This is a genomic window from Pseudomonas sp. Irchel s3a12 (assembly GCF_900187485.1).
In the GTDB taxonomy this organism is placed as follows: Bacteria; Pseudomonadota; Gammaproteobacteria; order Pseudomonadales; family Pseudomonadaceae; genus Aquipseudomonas; species Aquipseudomonas neuropathica.
The window spans coordinates 192,149-206,441 of the sequence record NZ_FYDN01000013.1 but is presented as its reverse complement, the minus strand read 5'-3'; the positions used below and the strand labels follow the sequence as shown (position 1 = coordinate 206,441).

The 14,293-nt window shown below is 60.1% G+C and carries 11 protein-coding genes; 9 read left to right on the top strand and 2 right to left on the bottom strand.

Features of this window, described 5'->3' with window-relative positions; translation table 11 throughout:
• Positions 1–4: 4 nt before the first annotated feature.
• From mutL to CKW14_RS21995, 9 genes are all read left to right on the top strand, one after another.
• Complete coding sequence (gene mutL / locus CKW14_RS22035) at positions 5–1,906, top strand: DNA mismatch repair endonuclease MutL (RefSeq protein ID WP_175559558.1); 1,902 nt, start codon at positions 5–7, stop codon at positions 1,904–1,906.
• Positions 1,906–2,877, top strand: a complete 972-nt coding sequence (miaA, locus tag CKW14_RS22030; protein ID WP_095047299.1) for a tRNA (adenosine(37)-N6)-dimethylallyltransferase MiaA — start codon at positions 1,906–1,908, stop codon at positions 2,875–2,877. The genes mutL and miaA overlap by 1 nt, the downstream gene beginning before the upstream one ends.
• 95 nt (positions 2,878–2,972) lie before the next feature.
• A complete protein-coding gene (gene hfq, locus CKW14_RS22025) occupies positions 2,973–3,233 on the top strand; it encodes an RNA chaperone Hfq (RefSeq protein ID WP_007902656.1) in 261 nt (86 codons plus the stop codon).
• Positions 3,234–3,245: 12 nt separating this feature from the next.
• The gene (gene hflX / locus CKW14_RS22020; RefSeq protein WP_093430181.1) at positions 3,246–4,547 is read left to right on the top strand and encodes a ribosome rescue GTPase HflX; all 1,302 of its coding nucleotides are present in this window, start codon (positions 3,246–3,248) and stop codon (positions 4,545–4,547) included.
• Positions 4,548–4,643: 96 nt separating this feature from the next.
• The gene (gene hflK / locus CKW14_RS22015; protein WP_016984785.1) at positions 4,644–5,819 is read left to right on the top strand and encodes an FtsH protease activity modulator HflK; all 1,176 of its coding nucleotides are present in this window, start codon (positions 4,644–4,646) and stop codon (positions 5,817–5,819) included.
• Complete coding sequence (hflC, locus tag CKW14_RS22010) at positions 5,819–6,688, top strand: protease modulator HflC (RefSeq protein ID WP_007915830.1); 870 nt, start codon at positions 5,819–5,821, stop codon at positions 6,686–6,688. The genes hflK and hflC overlap by 1 nt, the downstream gene beginning before the upstream one ends.
• 313 nt (positions 6,689–7,001) lie before the next feature.
• Positions 7,002–8,189: an ATP phosphoribosyltransferase regulatory subunit gene (locus tag CKW14_RS22005; protein WP_038360371.1), complete on the top strand. Its 1,188-nt coding sequence runs from the start codon at positions 7,002–7,004 to the stop codon at positions 8,187–8,189.
• 54 nt (positions 8,190–8,243) lie between these two features.
• Positions 8,244–9,533 carry an adenylosuccinate synthase gene (locus tag CKW14_RS22000; protein WP_007915835.1) on the top strand — a complete coding sequence of 430 codons (1,290 nt, stop codon included), beginning with the start codon at positions 8,244–8,246 and terminating at the stop codon, positions 9,531–9,533.
• A gap of 140 nt (positions 9,534–9,673) precedes the next feature.
• Positions 9,674–11,608: a methyl-accepting chemotaxis protein gene (locus CKW14_RS21995; protein WP_095047412.1), complete on the top strand. Its 1,935-nt coding sequence runs from the start codon at positions 9,674–9,676 to the stop codon at positions 11,606–11,608.
• Positions 11,609–11,717: 109 nt separating this feature from the next.
• Here the strand turns inward: CKW14_RS21995 and CKW14_RS21990 are convergent, their stop codons facing one another.
• The gene (locus tag CKW14_RS21990) at positions 11,718–13,283 is read right to left on the bottom strand and encodes an iron ABC transporter permease (protein WP_095126138.1); all 1,566 of its coding nucleotides are present in this window, start codon (positions 13,281–13,283) and stop codon (positions 11,718–11,720) included.
• Entirely contained in the window at positions 13,283–14,293 is a 1,011-nt protein-coding gene (locus CKW14_RS21985) for an extracellular solute-binding protein (RefSeq protein WP_095126137.1), read from the bottom strand. Before CKW14_RS21985 ends, CKW14_RS21990 begins: the two co-directional genes overlap by 1 nt.

Genomic DNA, 14,293 nt, shown 5'->3' with positions numbered 1-14,293 from the left:
AGTGCTGAACGCTGCTGCCCGTATCGAACTGCTCAGCCCACGGCTGGCGAACCAGATCGCCGCCGGTGAGGTGGTTGAACGTCCGGCCTCGGTGATCAAGGAACTGCTGGAAAACAGCCTCGACTCCGGCGCCAAGCGAATCGATGTTGATGTCGAGCAGGGCGGGGTCAAGTTGCTGCGGGTGCGTGACGATGGCAGCGGCATCTCTGCCGATGATCTGCCGCTGGCGCTGGCCCGTCACGCCACCAGCAAGATTCGCAACCTGGAAGACCTTGAACAGGTGATGAGCCTCGGTTTCCGGGGTGAGGCGCTGGCGTCGATCAGTTCCGTGGCGCGCCTGACGCTGACCTCGCGTACTCGCGATGCCGATCAAGCCTGGCAAGTCGAAACCGAAGGCCGCGACATGGCGCCTCGGGTGCAACCGGCGGCGCATCCGGTCGGCACTTCCGTGGAAGTTCGCGACCTGTTTTTCAACACCCCGGCGCGACGAAAATTCCTCAAGACCGAAAAAACCGAGTTCGATCACCTGCAAGAAGTGATCAAGCGTCTGGCGCTGGCGCGTTTCGACGTGGCTTTCCATCTGCGGCATAACGGCAAGACCATTCTCAGCCTGCACGAAGCCCACGATGACGCGGCCCGCGCCCGGCGTGTGGCGGCGATCTGTGGTTCGGGTTTCCTCGAGCAGGCGCTGCCGATCGAGATCGAGCGCAACGGCTTGCACCTTTGGGGCTGGGTTGGTTTGCCGACCTTTAACCGCAGTCAGGCGGATCTGCAATATTTCTTTGTGAATGGCCGGGCGGTGCGCGACAAGCTTGTGGCCCACGCAGTGCGTCAGGCCTATCGCGACGTGCTGTTCAACGGTCGTCACCCGACGTTTGCGCTGTTTTTTGAAGTCGATCCGGCGGCGGTCGACGTCAACGTGCACCCGACCAAACACGAAGTGCGCTTCCGTGACGGGCGCATGGTGCATGACTTCCTTTATGGCACGTTGCACCGCGCTTTGGGCGACGTGCGTCCGGAAGATCAGCTTGCCGGTTCCGTGACCACAGCTGTCGTGCGGCCAACGGGCCTCGATGCCGGTGAGTTCGGCCCGCAGGGCGAAATGCGTCTGGCGGCCAATGCGCTGCTGGAGCAACCGCAGGCGCAGCCGGCGTTCAATACCTCGTCCGGTGCCAGCGCTGGCGGGGCTTACCAGTATCAATACACGCCACGCCCACAATCAGCGGTACCGCCGGCGGCCGAGGCTCAGGCTGCGTATCGCGAGTTTTTCGCGCCGCTGCCTGAGGCTAATGCCAACGCACTGCCGGCCGGGCAGGAAGATATTCCTCCGCTTGGTTATGCCTTGGCGCAGTTGAAAGGTATCTACATTCTTTCCGAAAACGCCCAAGGGCTGGTGCTGGTGGACATGCACGCTGCTCACGAGCGGATCATGTACGAACGCCTGAAAATCGCCATGGCCAGCGAGGGTCTCAGTGGGCAGCCATTGTTGGTGCCGGAATCCTTGGCCGTTAGCCAGCGCGAGGCCGATTGCGCTGAAGAGCACGCGGCATGGTTCCAGCGTCTGGGGTTCGAGCTGCAGCGTCTGGGCCCGGAAACCCTGGCGATTCGGCAGATCCCGGCCTTGCTGAAGCAGGCTGAAGCCAATCGCCTGGTCGGCGATGTCCTGTCGGACTTGATGGAGTACGGCACCAGCGACCGGATTCAGGCGCACCTCAACGAACTCCTCGGCACCATGGCCTGCCACGGCGCGATCCGCGCCAATCGGCGCCTGGCCCTGCCGGAAATGAACGGCCTGCTGCGTGACATGGAAAACACCGAGCGCAGCGGTCAATGCAACCATGGCCGACCGACCTGGACCCAATTGGGCCTGGACGATCTGGACAAACTGTTCCTGCGCGGTCGTTGATGAGCCAGCTTCCTCCAGCGATTTTCCTGATGGGCCCGACCGCTGCGGGCAAGACCGATCTAGCCATCGAGCTGACCAAGGTGCTGCCGTGCGAGTTGATCAGTGTCGATTCAGCGCTGGTCTATCGCGGCATGGACATTGGCACTGCCAAGCCTTCGAAAGAACTGCTGGCCGAATATCCGCACCGCTTGATCGATATTCTCGACCCGGCTGAGGCTTATTCGGCTGCGGATTTCCGTCGCGATGCCTTGCAAGCCATGGCCGAGATCACCGCGCGCGGAAAAATTCCGCTGCTGGTCGGCGGTACGATGCTCTATTACAAGGCTTTGGTCGAAGGTCTGGCGGATATGCCAGCGGCCGATGCCGATGTCCGCGCGCAGATCGAAGAAGAGGCTGCACGCCTCGGTTGGCAAGCCTTGCACGATCAATTGGCGCTCATTGACCCGGTGTCAGCGGCGCGGATTCACCCGAACGATCCGCAGCGCTTGAGTCGCGCGCTGGAAGTTTATCGAGTCAGTGGTCAGAGCATGACCGAGCTGCGTCAGCAACAATCTGCGCAAAGTACTGAAGCAGCCGCTTCGGGACTGCAACAATTGCCCTATACTGTCGCGAACTTGGCCATTGCCCCGGCGAATCGTCAGGTACTGCACGAGCGCATTAAACAAAGATTCACAAATATGTTGGAACAGGGGTTCCTCGACGAGGTCGTAGCCCTGCGTAAAAGAAGTGACCTGCATTCGGGGTTGCCGTCTATACGTGCGGTAGGCTACCGCCAAGTCTGGGACTACCTGGATGGCAAGCTGACGTTGGCCGAAATGCAGGAGCGCGGCATCATCGCCACGCGCCAATTGGCCAAACGCCAGTTCACCTGGCTGCGCAGCTGGGAAGATATACACTGGCTGGACAGTCTTGATTGCGACAATCTGCCACGCGCCTTGAAATACCTTGGGACCATCTCCATATTGAGCTGAGTCCTTGCAATTGCCGTCTATCCTTGGGGGTGTGACGGCCAAAGCCATCTGAATTACCTATTTTTTATTATTGAATCCTTAAAGGAGTGCGGCACATGTCAAAAGGGCATTCGCTACAAGACCCTTACTTGAATACTTTACGTAAAGAGAAAGTTGGGGTTTCCATCTACCTGGTCAACGGTATCAAACTGCAAGGCACGATCGAGTCGTTCGACCAGTTCGTGATCCTGCTGAAAAACACCGTAAGCCAGATGGTTTACAAACACGCTATCTCGACAGTAGTGCCGGTTCGTCCAATTCGTCTGCCTAGCGCAACCGAATCCGAAGCAGGTGACGCTGAGCCAGGTAACGCCTGATAGGAGTCTCCTTTGTTCTTTGAGCGCCACGGTGGTGGTGAGCGAGTGATCCTCGTTCACTTGGATGGACAGGACCCTGAGGCGCGCGAAGATCCGCAGGAGTTTCAGGAATTGGCTAATTCGGCGGGCGCCGAGACCGTTGCGTTTTTTAACGTACCGCGTCATCGGCCAACCGCCAAATTTCTGATCGGCAGCGGCAAGGTCGAGGAACTGCGCGACCTGGTCAAGGCTGAAGAAGCCGATCTGGTGATTTTCAATCACATCCTCACGCCCAGTCAGGAACGTAACCTCGAACGTGTTTTCGAGTGTCGCGTGATCGACCGTACCGGTCTGATTCTCGATATTTTCGCCCAACGCGCCCGTACCCATGAAGGCAAGCTCCAGGTCGAACTGGCCCAGCTTGACCACATGAGCACGCGCCTGGTTCGCGGCTGGACTCACCTTGAGCGTCAGGGTGGCGGCATCGGCATGCGCGGTCCAGGTGAGACCCAACTGGAAACCGACCGGCGTTTGCTGCGGGTCCGCCTGCGCCAGATCAAGGGCCGGTTGGAGAAGGTGCGCAGCCAGCGCGAGCAGTCGCGACGTGGCCGTTCCCGTGCCGATATTCCGACCGTGTCTCTGGTGGGGTATACCAACGCCGGCAAATCGACACTCTTCAACAATGTGACGAAATCCGACGTGTACGCGGCCGACCAGTTGTTCGCCACGCTGGACCCGACCCTGCGCCGTCTGGATCTGGACGACTTGGGGCCGATTGTTCTGGCGGACACGGTAGGCTTCATTCGTCACCTGCCGCACAAGCTGGTCGAAGCATTTCGGTCTACCCTCGAAGAGTCGGCCAACTCCGACCTGTTGTTGCACGTGATCGATGCGGCCGAGCCGGATCGCATGTTGCAGATCGAGCAGGTGATGGTGGTGCTGGGCGAGATTGGTGCCCAGGACTTGCCGATACTCGAGGTCTATAACAAACTCGATTTGCTTGAAGGCGTTGAGCCACAAATCCAGCGCGACGAAAACGGCAAGCCCCAGCGGGTCTGGCTTTCGGCACGTGATGGCAGTGGTCTGGAATTGCTTGAACAAGCCATTGCCGAATTACTCGGCAGTGATTTGTTCATCGGCACATTGCGCTTGCCGCAACGATTCGCCCGACTGCGTGCGCAGTTTTTCGAACTCGGTGCGGTGCAGAAAGAAGAGCATGACGAAGAAGGCATCAGCCTGCTGGCCGTTCGTTTGCCCCGGGTCGAGCTGAATCGACTGGTAAGCCGCGAAGGATTGCAGCCGATGGAATTCATCGAGCAACACACTTTGCAATAAAAGCCTGAAGAAGCGGTTGTGCCGTAACGGCAGGCATTCTGTAGCATTGGTCGGCGCGCCGTGGGTGCGTCTTTGCTTTATCAGATGGAGAGCGCTATGGCTTGGAATGAGCCGGGTGGCAACTCGAATAATCAGGATCCTTGGGGTGGCAAACGCCGCAATAACGGCGACCGCAAGGGGCCACCGGATCTCGACGAGGCCTTCCGAAAGCTGCAGGAAAGCCTGAACGGGTTGTTCGGTGGTGGTAAGAAACGCGGTGGTGATGACGGCGGTGGTTCGGGCAGGAGCGGTGGCGGCTTCGGCGGTCTGCTCGGCATCGGCCTCGTCGTGCTGGCGGCTGTCTGGCTGTACAGCGCGGTCTACGTGGTGGACGAGCAGGAGCAAGCCGTGGTGCTGCGCTTCGGCAAGTACTACGAGACTGTTGGCCCAGGCCTGAATATCTACTTCCCGCCGATCGATAAAAAGTACATGGAAAACGTCACGCGTGAGCGTGCGTACACCAAGCAAGGCCAGATGCTGACCGAAGACGAGAACATCGTCGAAGTGCCGCTGACCGTGCAGTACAAGATCAGCAACCTGCAGGACTTCGTGCTGAACGTCGATCAGCCGGAAATCAGTCTGCAGCATGCGACTGACAGTGCCCTGCGCCACGTGGTGGGTTCCACCGCCATGGACCAGGTGCTGACCGAAGGTCGTGAATTGATGGCCAGCGAAATCAAGGAGCGTCTGCAACGCTTCCTCGATACCTATCGCACCGGTATCACCGTCACTCAGGTCAACGTACAGAGCGCAGCGGCACCGCGTGAAGTGCAGGAAGCCTTCGATGACGTGATCCGCGCCCGTGAAGACGAGCAGCGTTCGCGCAACCAGGCTGAAACCTACGCCAACGGCGTCGTGCCGGAAGCCCGTGGTCAGGCCCAGCGCATCCTCGAGGATGCCAACGGTTACCGTGACGAAACGGTCTCGCGCGCCAAGGGTGAAGCCGATCGCTTTACCAAGCTGGTCGCCGAGTACCGCAAGGCACCTGAGGTTACCCGCCAGCGTCTGTACCTGGACACCATGCAGGAAGTCTTCAGCAATACCAGCAAGGTACTCGTGACCGGCAACAAGAACGGCCAGAGCAACCTGCTTTACCTGCCGTTGGACAAAATGATTCAGAACAGTTCGGGCAGCAATGCACCGGTCACCGGTTCGGCTGCCGCCAGCAACAACACGGACGTCACGCCGCATGTCACTGACCTGCCGCAGTCGCGCACAAGGGAGACCCGCTGATGAGCAATAAATCGCTGATCGCCCTGATCGTTGGCGTTGTTGTGGTACTGGTGGGCTGGAACTGCTTCTACATCGTCGCTCAGACCGAGCGTGCGGTGCTGCTGCAATTCGGCCGCGTGGTTCAGGCCGATGTTCAGCCAGGCCTGCATGTGAAAGTGCCTTACGTTAACCAGGTGCGTAAATTCGACGCACGTCTGATGACGCTGGATGCACCGACACAGCGTTTCCTGACCCTGGAAAAGAAAGCCGTGATGGTCGATGCCTACGCCAAGTGGCGCGTGAAAGATGCCGAGCGCTTCTACACCGCAACTTCCGGCCTCAAGCAAATCGCCGACGAGCGTCTTTCCCGTCGTCTTGAATCCGGTCTGCGTGACCAGTTCGGTAAGCGCACTCTGCACGAAGTAGTGTCGGGTGAGCGTGACGCGTTGATGGCTGACATCACCGCATCGCTGAACAAAATGGCGGAAAAGGAGCTGGGTATCGAAGTTGTCGATGTCCGGGTCAAGACCATCGACCTGCCGAAAGAAGTGAACCGCAGTGTGTTCGAGCGTATGAGCACCGAGCGCGAGCGTGAAGCTCGCGAGCACCGCGCCAAGGGTAACGAGCTAGCGGAAGGCATCCGTGCCGACGCCGATCGTCAACGCCGCGTGCTGCTGGCTGAAGCCTATCGTGAATCCGAAGAGGTTCGCGGTGATGGTGATGCCCAGGCCGCTGCGATCTACTCCAAGGCCTACGGTCAGGATCAGGAGTTCTACAGTTTCTATCGTAGCCTGCGCGCCTACCGTGAAAGCTTCGCGAACAAATCCGACGTATTGGTCCTTGACCCAAGCAGCGACTTTTTCCACTACCTGGAAAAGGCCAAGCCTTGATACGCCGTTGACCTGAATCATTCCGCCCGGCGGCTAAAACCTCGGGCGGGGTGATCCTTTGGGAAAACGTGTGTATGATGCGGCAGCCGGGAAATTCCCGGCTTTTTTGCGTCTGCACGTTTGATTGCTGTTTTTTGTTGCAGGCATCGGGTTGAATGGCCCGAGAGTATTTCGAGGAAAGTGATGGGCGAAGCCGCTAACAGGCCTTTCGCCGCGTCGTTCATGCGCGTGCGTTTTGAACGGTTCGGTCATTTTCTGCTTCACTCAAGGCTCGCCCGCAGGCTGGCCGCCCGGATCAAAGGGGAATGGCGTAATGGCAACGGTAGACCGCTGGCTGCTGCCAGATGGCATCGAAGAAGTACTGCCACCGGAAGCGGCGCGCATTGAAGTCGCGCGTCGTCAGGTGTTGGATCTGTTCCAGAGCTGGGGTTACGAGTTTGTCGTGACTCCCCATATCGAGTACCTGGAATCCCTGCTGACCGGCGCGGGCCAGGACCTGGATCTGCGTACCTTCAAGGTCATTGACCCGCAATCGGGCCGGCAGATGGGTTTCCGTGCCGACATCACGCCGCAAGTGGCGCGTATCGATGCGCACACCCTGCGTCGCGAAGGTCCGAGCCGTCTGTGCTACGCCGGCAGCGTGCTGCATGCTCAGCCGCGTGCATTGTCGTCCTCGCGCAGCCCGATCCAGTTGGGCGCCGAGCTGTACGGCGACGCCAGCCCGAGCAGCGACGTTGAAGTGATCAGCCTGATGCTGGCCATGCTGCAACTGGCCGATGTGCCGGATGTGCACATGGACCTTGGTCATGTTGGCATCTACCGTGGTCTGGCGCGTGCCGCCGGTCTGTCCGGTGAAGTCGAACAGCAGTTGTTCGATGCGCTGCAACGCAAGGCCATCGACGAGGTCATTACCTTGACCGAAGGCTTGCCGGCCGACTTGTCCGGCATGCTGCGGGCGCTGGTCGACCTGTGTGGCGGGCGTGAAGTGTTGAGCGCTGCCCGCGAACGACTGGCCAATGCACCGGCGCCGGTTTTGGCAGCACTCGAAGATTTGCTGGCAATCGCCGAGCGCCTATCGGCGCGTTTCCCGGACCTGCCGTTGTACTTCGATCTGGGCGAGCTGCGTGGCTACCACTACCACACCGGTGTGGTGTTCGCGGTGTTCGTTCCGGGCGTTGGCCAGTCCATCGCTCAGGGCGGTCGCTACGACGACATCGGCGCGGATTTTGGTCGCGCGCGTCCGGCGACTGGTTTTTCCACCGATTTGAAAACCCTGGTGACCCTGGGGCGTGCTGAGATCGAGCTACCGTCTGGCGGTATCTGGATGCCTGACAGTACGGATGCGGCACTCTGGCAGCAGGTTTGCCAGTTGCGCAGTGAGGGTCAGCGTGTCGTTCAGGCTTTGCCTGGGCAACCTTTGGCCGCCGCCCGTGATGCGGACTGCGACCGGCAATTGATTCAGCAGAACGGGCTTTGGCAAGTATCGCCACTGGCTTCTTGAGTTTTCCTGCCGGCCATCGCCGGCACCAAGTTTGCGCGAATGAGGACAAGTGTTATGGGTAAGAATGTCGTAGTCCTGGGCACCCAATGGGGTGATGAGGGCAAAGGCAAGATCGTTGATCTGCTGACCGAACATGCTGCAGCCGTAGTGCGCTACCAAGGTGGCCACAACGCTGGCCACACACTGGTGATCGACGGCGAGAAAACCGTCCTGCACCTGATCCCGTCGGGCGTGCTGCGCGAAGGCGTGCAGTGCCTGATCGGCAACGGCGTGGTGGTTGCACCTGACGCCCTGCTGCGCGAGATCACCAAGCTGGAAGAGAAAGGCGTACCGGTGCGTGAGCGTCTGCGTATCAGCCCGTCCTGCCCGCTGATCCTGTCCTTCCACGTGGCGCTGGACCAGGCCCGTGAAAAGGCCCGTGGCGAGCTGAAGATCGGTACTACCGGTCGCGGCATCGGCCCGGCTTACGAAGACAAGGTTGCTCGTCGTGGCCTGCGTGTTGGCGACCTGCTGAACATGCCGCGCTTCGAAGACAAGCTGCGTGAACTGGTGGATTACCACAACTTCATGCTGGTCGGTTACTACAAAGAGCCGGCCATCGAGTTCGAGAAAACCCTGGCCGAGTGCAAGGAATACGCTGAGCTGCTCAAGCCGCTGATGCTCGACGTCACCGCTGAGCTACACGACCTGCGTCGCGCCGGCAAAGACATCATGTTCGAAGGCGCTCAGGGTTCGTTGCTCGACATCGACCACGGTACCTACCCGTACGTGACCAGTTCCAACACCACTGCCGGTGGCGTAGCGACCGGTTCCGGCGTTGGCCCGATGTTCCTCGACTACATCCTGGGCATCACCAAGGCTTACACCACTCGCGTCGGTTCGGGTCCATTCCCGACTGAGCTGTTCGACGACGTCGGCGCGCATCTGGCTAAACAAGGTCACGAGTTCGGTGCGACCACCGGCCGTGCCCGTCGTTGTGGCTGGTTCGACGCCGTTATCCTGCGTCGCGCTATCGATGTGAACAGCATTTCGGGCATCTGCCTGACCAAGCTGGACGTACTCGACGGTCTGGAAACCATCAACATCTGCGTTGGCTACAAAGACGCCGAAGGCAACGCCGTTGCTCCGACCGACGCTGACAGCTACGTAGGCCTGCAGCCTGTGTACGAAGAAGTGCCGGGCTGGACCGAATCGACCGTGGGTGCAAAAACCCTGGAAGAGCTGCCGGCTAACGCTCGCGCCTACATCAAACGCGTTGAAGAGCTGATCGGCGCGCCGATCGACATTATTTCGACGGGCCCGGACCGCAACGAAACCATCGTTCTGCGTCATCCGTTTGCTTGATAAGTCGTTGATGTAAAAACACAAAGGCCCCTTCTTCGGGGCCTTTGTCGTTTATGCCTGTTGGACGGCATGACCTTTGCTGTGAATCTGTCTACAAGAGTGCCATCAAATTAATGGCGTCAGAAGTAGAGGTATTCACAGTGTCGGCCGTTCTCTCACTGTTACAAAGCCGTTTGTTGCGCCCCGTGTTCGTTACCCTTGGTATCGCCCTTTTGGTGCAGGTGTTGGTGGCCGTTGCCCTGACGCGGAGCACCGTCACGGCGCTGGAAGCTGACTTGGCGGTGCGCCTCGGCGCCGACAGCCAGAAGCTCTCCGGTGAACTGGAGCAGGCCGGGCGTGAAGTCACCTCGAGCCTCGATGCCTTGTCCGCCAGTACTCGTCAGCGGCTTACCGCCGGCCTGTCCTCGCGCCTGAAAGAAGAGCAGGCGCAACTGCGTGCGACGCTGGAAAAGGATCTGAAAGATTCGGCCAATGACATGGCGCAGTTACTGGCCTCCGTAGCCCCGCGTGCCATGTGGGACAGCGACGTACCGACCCTGTCCGAGTTCGCCCGCCGTGCCCAGCGCAATCCCAACGTTCTATTCGTGGTCTACGACGACGCCACCGGCCAGCACCTGACCCGCTATCTCAATCGCGAAAACCCGATCAACAAGGCCTTGCTGGAAAAGGGCCAGGGCGAGCGTGCATTGGATAAAGTGCTGGATGCGGCGAAAAACGATTCATCGGTTTACTACCTTGAAGCCTCGATCAATCCCAATGGTGTGGAAATCGGCAAGGTGTTGATGGGTGTTTCCACGGCGTCGGTGGAAACCGATCTGGCGGCACTGGACAAGCGCTTCTCGGCGTTGATCGCGAGCAGTGATCAACTGGTCGGCGACAGCCTCAAGGGCGCTGCAGCGGACAGTGCCAAAGCCATGCAGGCGCGCCTGCAATCGGCGCAGTCAACCGCCGTCGAGATGAAAGCCAACACCGCCAATACTGTTCAAGAGGCGGCAGCTACCCTGCGCTGGCGGATCGGCATGGGCCTGGCGTTGGTCGGTTTTGGCGTGCTTCTGTTATTGGCCGTCGTGCTCGGCCATCGCGTGGTCAATCGCCTGAAGATGCTCAACGCTGCGATGGATGACCTGGCTGCGGGCGAGGGCGACCTGACCAAGCGTGTACAGATCAACAGCAAAGACGAAATCGGCGACATGGCCTCGGCGGTCAACCGCTTTGTGGATAAGTTGCAGCCAATCGTGCGCGAAGCGGGCGATGTCGCGCAGCGTACTGGCGTCGAGATTGGCGCGATGACCCTGCGCAATGCCGGTGCCGATGCGGCTGCCGGCATGCAGCGTGATGAGGTAGCGGAAAGCCTGCGCGCACTGTCGCAAATGGCTGATGAGGCGCAGTCGGAAAGCCATGCGATGCAAGCGGCTTTGAAGCAGGTTGTGGATATTCGCCAGGCCACCGACGAAAACACCCGGACGTCCGCCAAGGTCGGCAGCCTGATCGAGGCGCTGGCGGGGCAGGTCGATACCGGAGCGAAAGTCATCGAGCGGCTGGCTCAGCAGAGTGAGCAGATTGAGGTGGTGCTGACGGTGATTCACGGGATTGCCGAGCAGACCAATCTGCTGGCGCTCAACGCGGCGATTGAAGCGGCACGTGCTGGCGAGACCGGGCGTGGGTTTGCCGTTGTTGCCGACGAAGTGCGTGCGTTGGCGAGCAAGACACAAAGCTCTACCGGCGATATTCAGGCGCACATCGTCGCGTTGCAGCAGGGCGCGCGTGAGGCGGTCGAGGCGATCGGCCAGGCCGGGCGTCAGGCCAGCGAAGGTTTACTGGTGCTGCGTGACAGTGCGCGCTTGCAGCAGTCGGTACAGGTCTCGGTCGAGCAGGTGCATGCGGCGATTGGCTTGGCAACGCAGGCGGCTGCGCATCAGGCGCAGGGAGCGCAGGCTGTACGTGGCCGCGTCGAGACAATTCATGCGCAAGCCGAGAAAGCGGCGCAGGCGGTGGTGGAGACCACCGCGAGTGGCAAGGTGCTGGATGGTTTGGCAGCGCAGCTCAAGGCTAGTCTGGGGCAGTTCAGAGCTTGAGGTTGTCTGGGCGGGCCTCTTCGCGAGCAGGCTCGCTCCCACATTAGATCGCGTTCCTCTGATGGAGCTCGGTCAACATGTGGGAGCGAGCCTGCTCGCGAAAGCGCTATCAGCGGCTCAGATACATCCGGGTCGTCAGTAAATAAACCGGCAGCCCCGACACCAAAATCAACAACGCCGCATAAGGCGCCGCCGCCGCAAACTCGACATTCGCAGTATGCGCCCAGACCTCGGTCGCCAAAGTGTTCAGTCCGGTCGGACTCAGCAGCAACGTCGCCGTCAATTCCTTCATCGCATCCAGAAACACCAGCGCAAACGCTGCGCCCAATGCCGGGAAGATAATCGGCAGCGTCACCCGACAAAACGCCGTGAACGACGAAGCGCCCAGTGTGCGCGCAGCCTCTTCCAGTTGCGGTGCCGCCTTGTTCAGTGCCGTGCGAATCGGCGCCTGCGCCAATGGCAGAAACAGCAGCGCATAAGCGATCAGCAGCAACCCCGAAGTCTGGTACAGCGCCGGCACGTAGTGCAGGGCGAAATACACCAGCGTCAGCGCAATCACCAGGCCCGGCAGCGCATGCAGCAGATACGGCAAGCGCTCGGCCCAGATTGCCAGTTGGCCTTTGTAACGCACCACCAACAAGCCGACCGGCACGGCCAGCACTAGACACAGCGCAGCTCCGCCAAGAGAAAGTGCCAGAGAAGAAAGCAGGGCTTCAGTGATCGCTGCCACCGGGAATGCTGCGGATGAACCGACCGCCAGCCAATACGCCAACATCCCCAACGGAATCCCGCTGCCGACAATTGCCAGCATCAGGCAATACAGCTGACCGACCGTGGCCCATGATCCTAGCCGAACCTGTTCAGCTTGGCGCGCGGCACCTTGTCCGGTGCGCACATGCCGGCCTTTGCCGCGTACGCGCAGCTCCAGCCACAACAACACCAGACACAGCGCCAGCAGCACGGCGGAAAGCATCGCCGCGTTGGCGTTACTGAACTCCAGTTCGAATTGCTGATAGATCGCCGTGGTGAAGGTTTGCAGGCCGATGATCGACAGTGCGCCGAACTCCACCAGCATGTGCAAGGCAATCAATAGCGAGCCGGCCAATAGCGAAGGCCAGAGCAGCGGCAGGGTCACGCGGAAAAATACGCCCCAGCGATTCTGCCCAAGGGTGCGTGCCGACTCTTCAAGGGAGGGATCGAGATTGCGCAGAGTTGCCGCCACCGGCAGGAAGATCAACGGATACTTCGACAGGCTCATCACCAGAATCGCCCCGCCAAGGCCTTCGAACTGCGGGCTCAGCGAAACCCAGGTGAAGCTGCTGACAAACGCCGGCACCGCGAACGGCAGGCACAGGATCACGCCCCATAGGCGACGCCCTGGCAAATTGCTGCGTTCCAGCAGCCAGGCCAGCGACAGACCAATCACGCCGCAGGTGAGGGTTACGCCAACCATCAACGCCAACGTGTTGCGCAACAGGCCGAACACATACGGGCGCCACAACAAGTGCAACGCCTCGGCCCAGCCGGCCTGCCAGGCCTTGAGCCCGACATAGGCCAGCGGCAACAGGCTCATCACTACCAGTAACAACACCGGCAGCACCAGCCAGATTGATGGCCGCTTGCGCTTTGGTACGTAACCCCCGCGCGCGGCGGGGGCGGATAACGATGCGGTCATCAGTTCAAGCCAACTTCACGTTCCAGTTCCAACGCTTCTTCGGCATTGCCCAGATCGGCAGGAGTGACGTTTGGCGCTTCCAGTTCGCTGAACGGCTTGAGCCCGCGATCCGATTCCATGCCTTTATGCAGCGGATACTCGGCGGTGGTCTGAGTGATCACGCGCTGACCTTCTTCGCTGGCCATATAGGCGAGGAATTGCTGGGCTTCTTTTGGATGTTTGCTGGATTTCAGCACGGCAGCGCTGGACACGGTGATCAAGCCGCCGACGTCGCCACCGGTGAAGTAATGCAGTTTCGAATCCAGTTTGCCTTTCTCGCGTTGCAGGGCGAACCAGTAGTAGTTGTTCACCAGCACGGTGGCGACTTCGCCGTTTTCCACGGCTTTGAGGGCGACCATGTTGTTGCTGTAGGTCTTGCCGAACGCGCGCAGGCCGGTCAGCCACTCTTCGGCGGCGTCACGACCGTGCATCTTGATGATGGCCACGGCTTGTTCCTGAAACGCGCCGCTGGTCGGTACGAAGCCGACTTTGCCTTGCCACTGTGGATCGGCGAAATCCAGGACTGATTTTGGCAGGTCTTTTTCGTCGACCAGTTTCGGGTTGTAGGCGACAACGCGAACCCGCGCTGTCACGCCGATCCAGGTGCCGTTACCGGCGACATATTTTTCTGGTAGTACGGCCAGAGTGGCGTCATCGGTTTTGGCCAGCAAGCCCAGTTCGCCGAGATTGTTCAGTGGTGGTGACTCTTCGGTGTAGATCACGTCGGCAGGGGAGCGGTCGCCTTCTTCGATGATCTGGCTGGCGAGCTGATTGCTGCTGCCTTTGCGCACGTTGACGTGAATGCCGGTCTTGGCTTCGAAGGCTTTGGCGATCGCGTCGCCGACTTCCTTGTGCTGGCCGTTATAGAGAGTCAGGGAAACCGCATCGGCAGCCTGGGTGAGGGGAGTGGCGAGCGCCAGGCCGAGGAGGGTGAAGGTCAGGCCTCGGCGCAGGGTATTTCGAAACGTCAT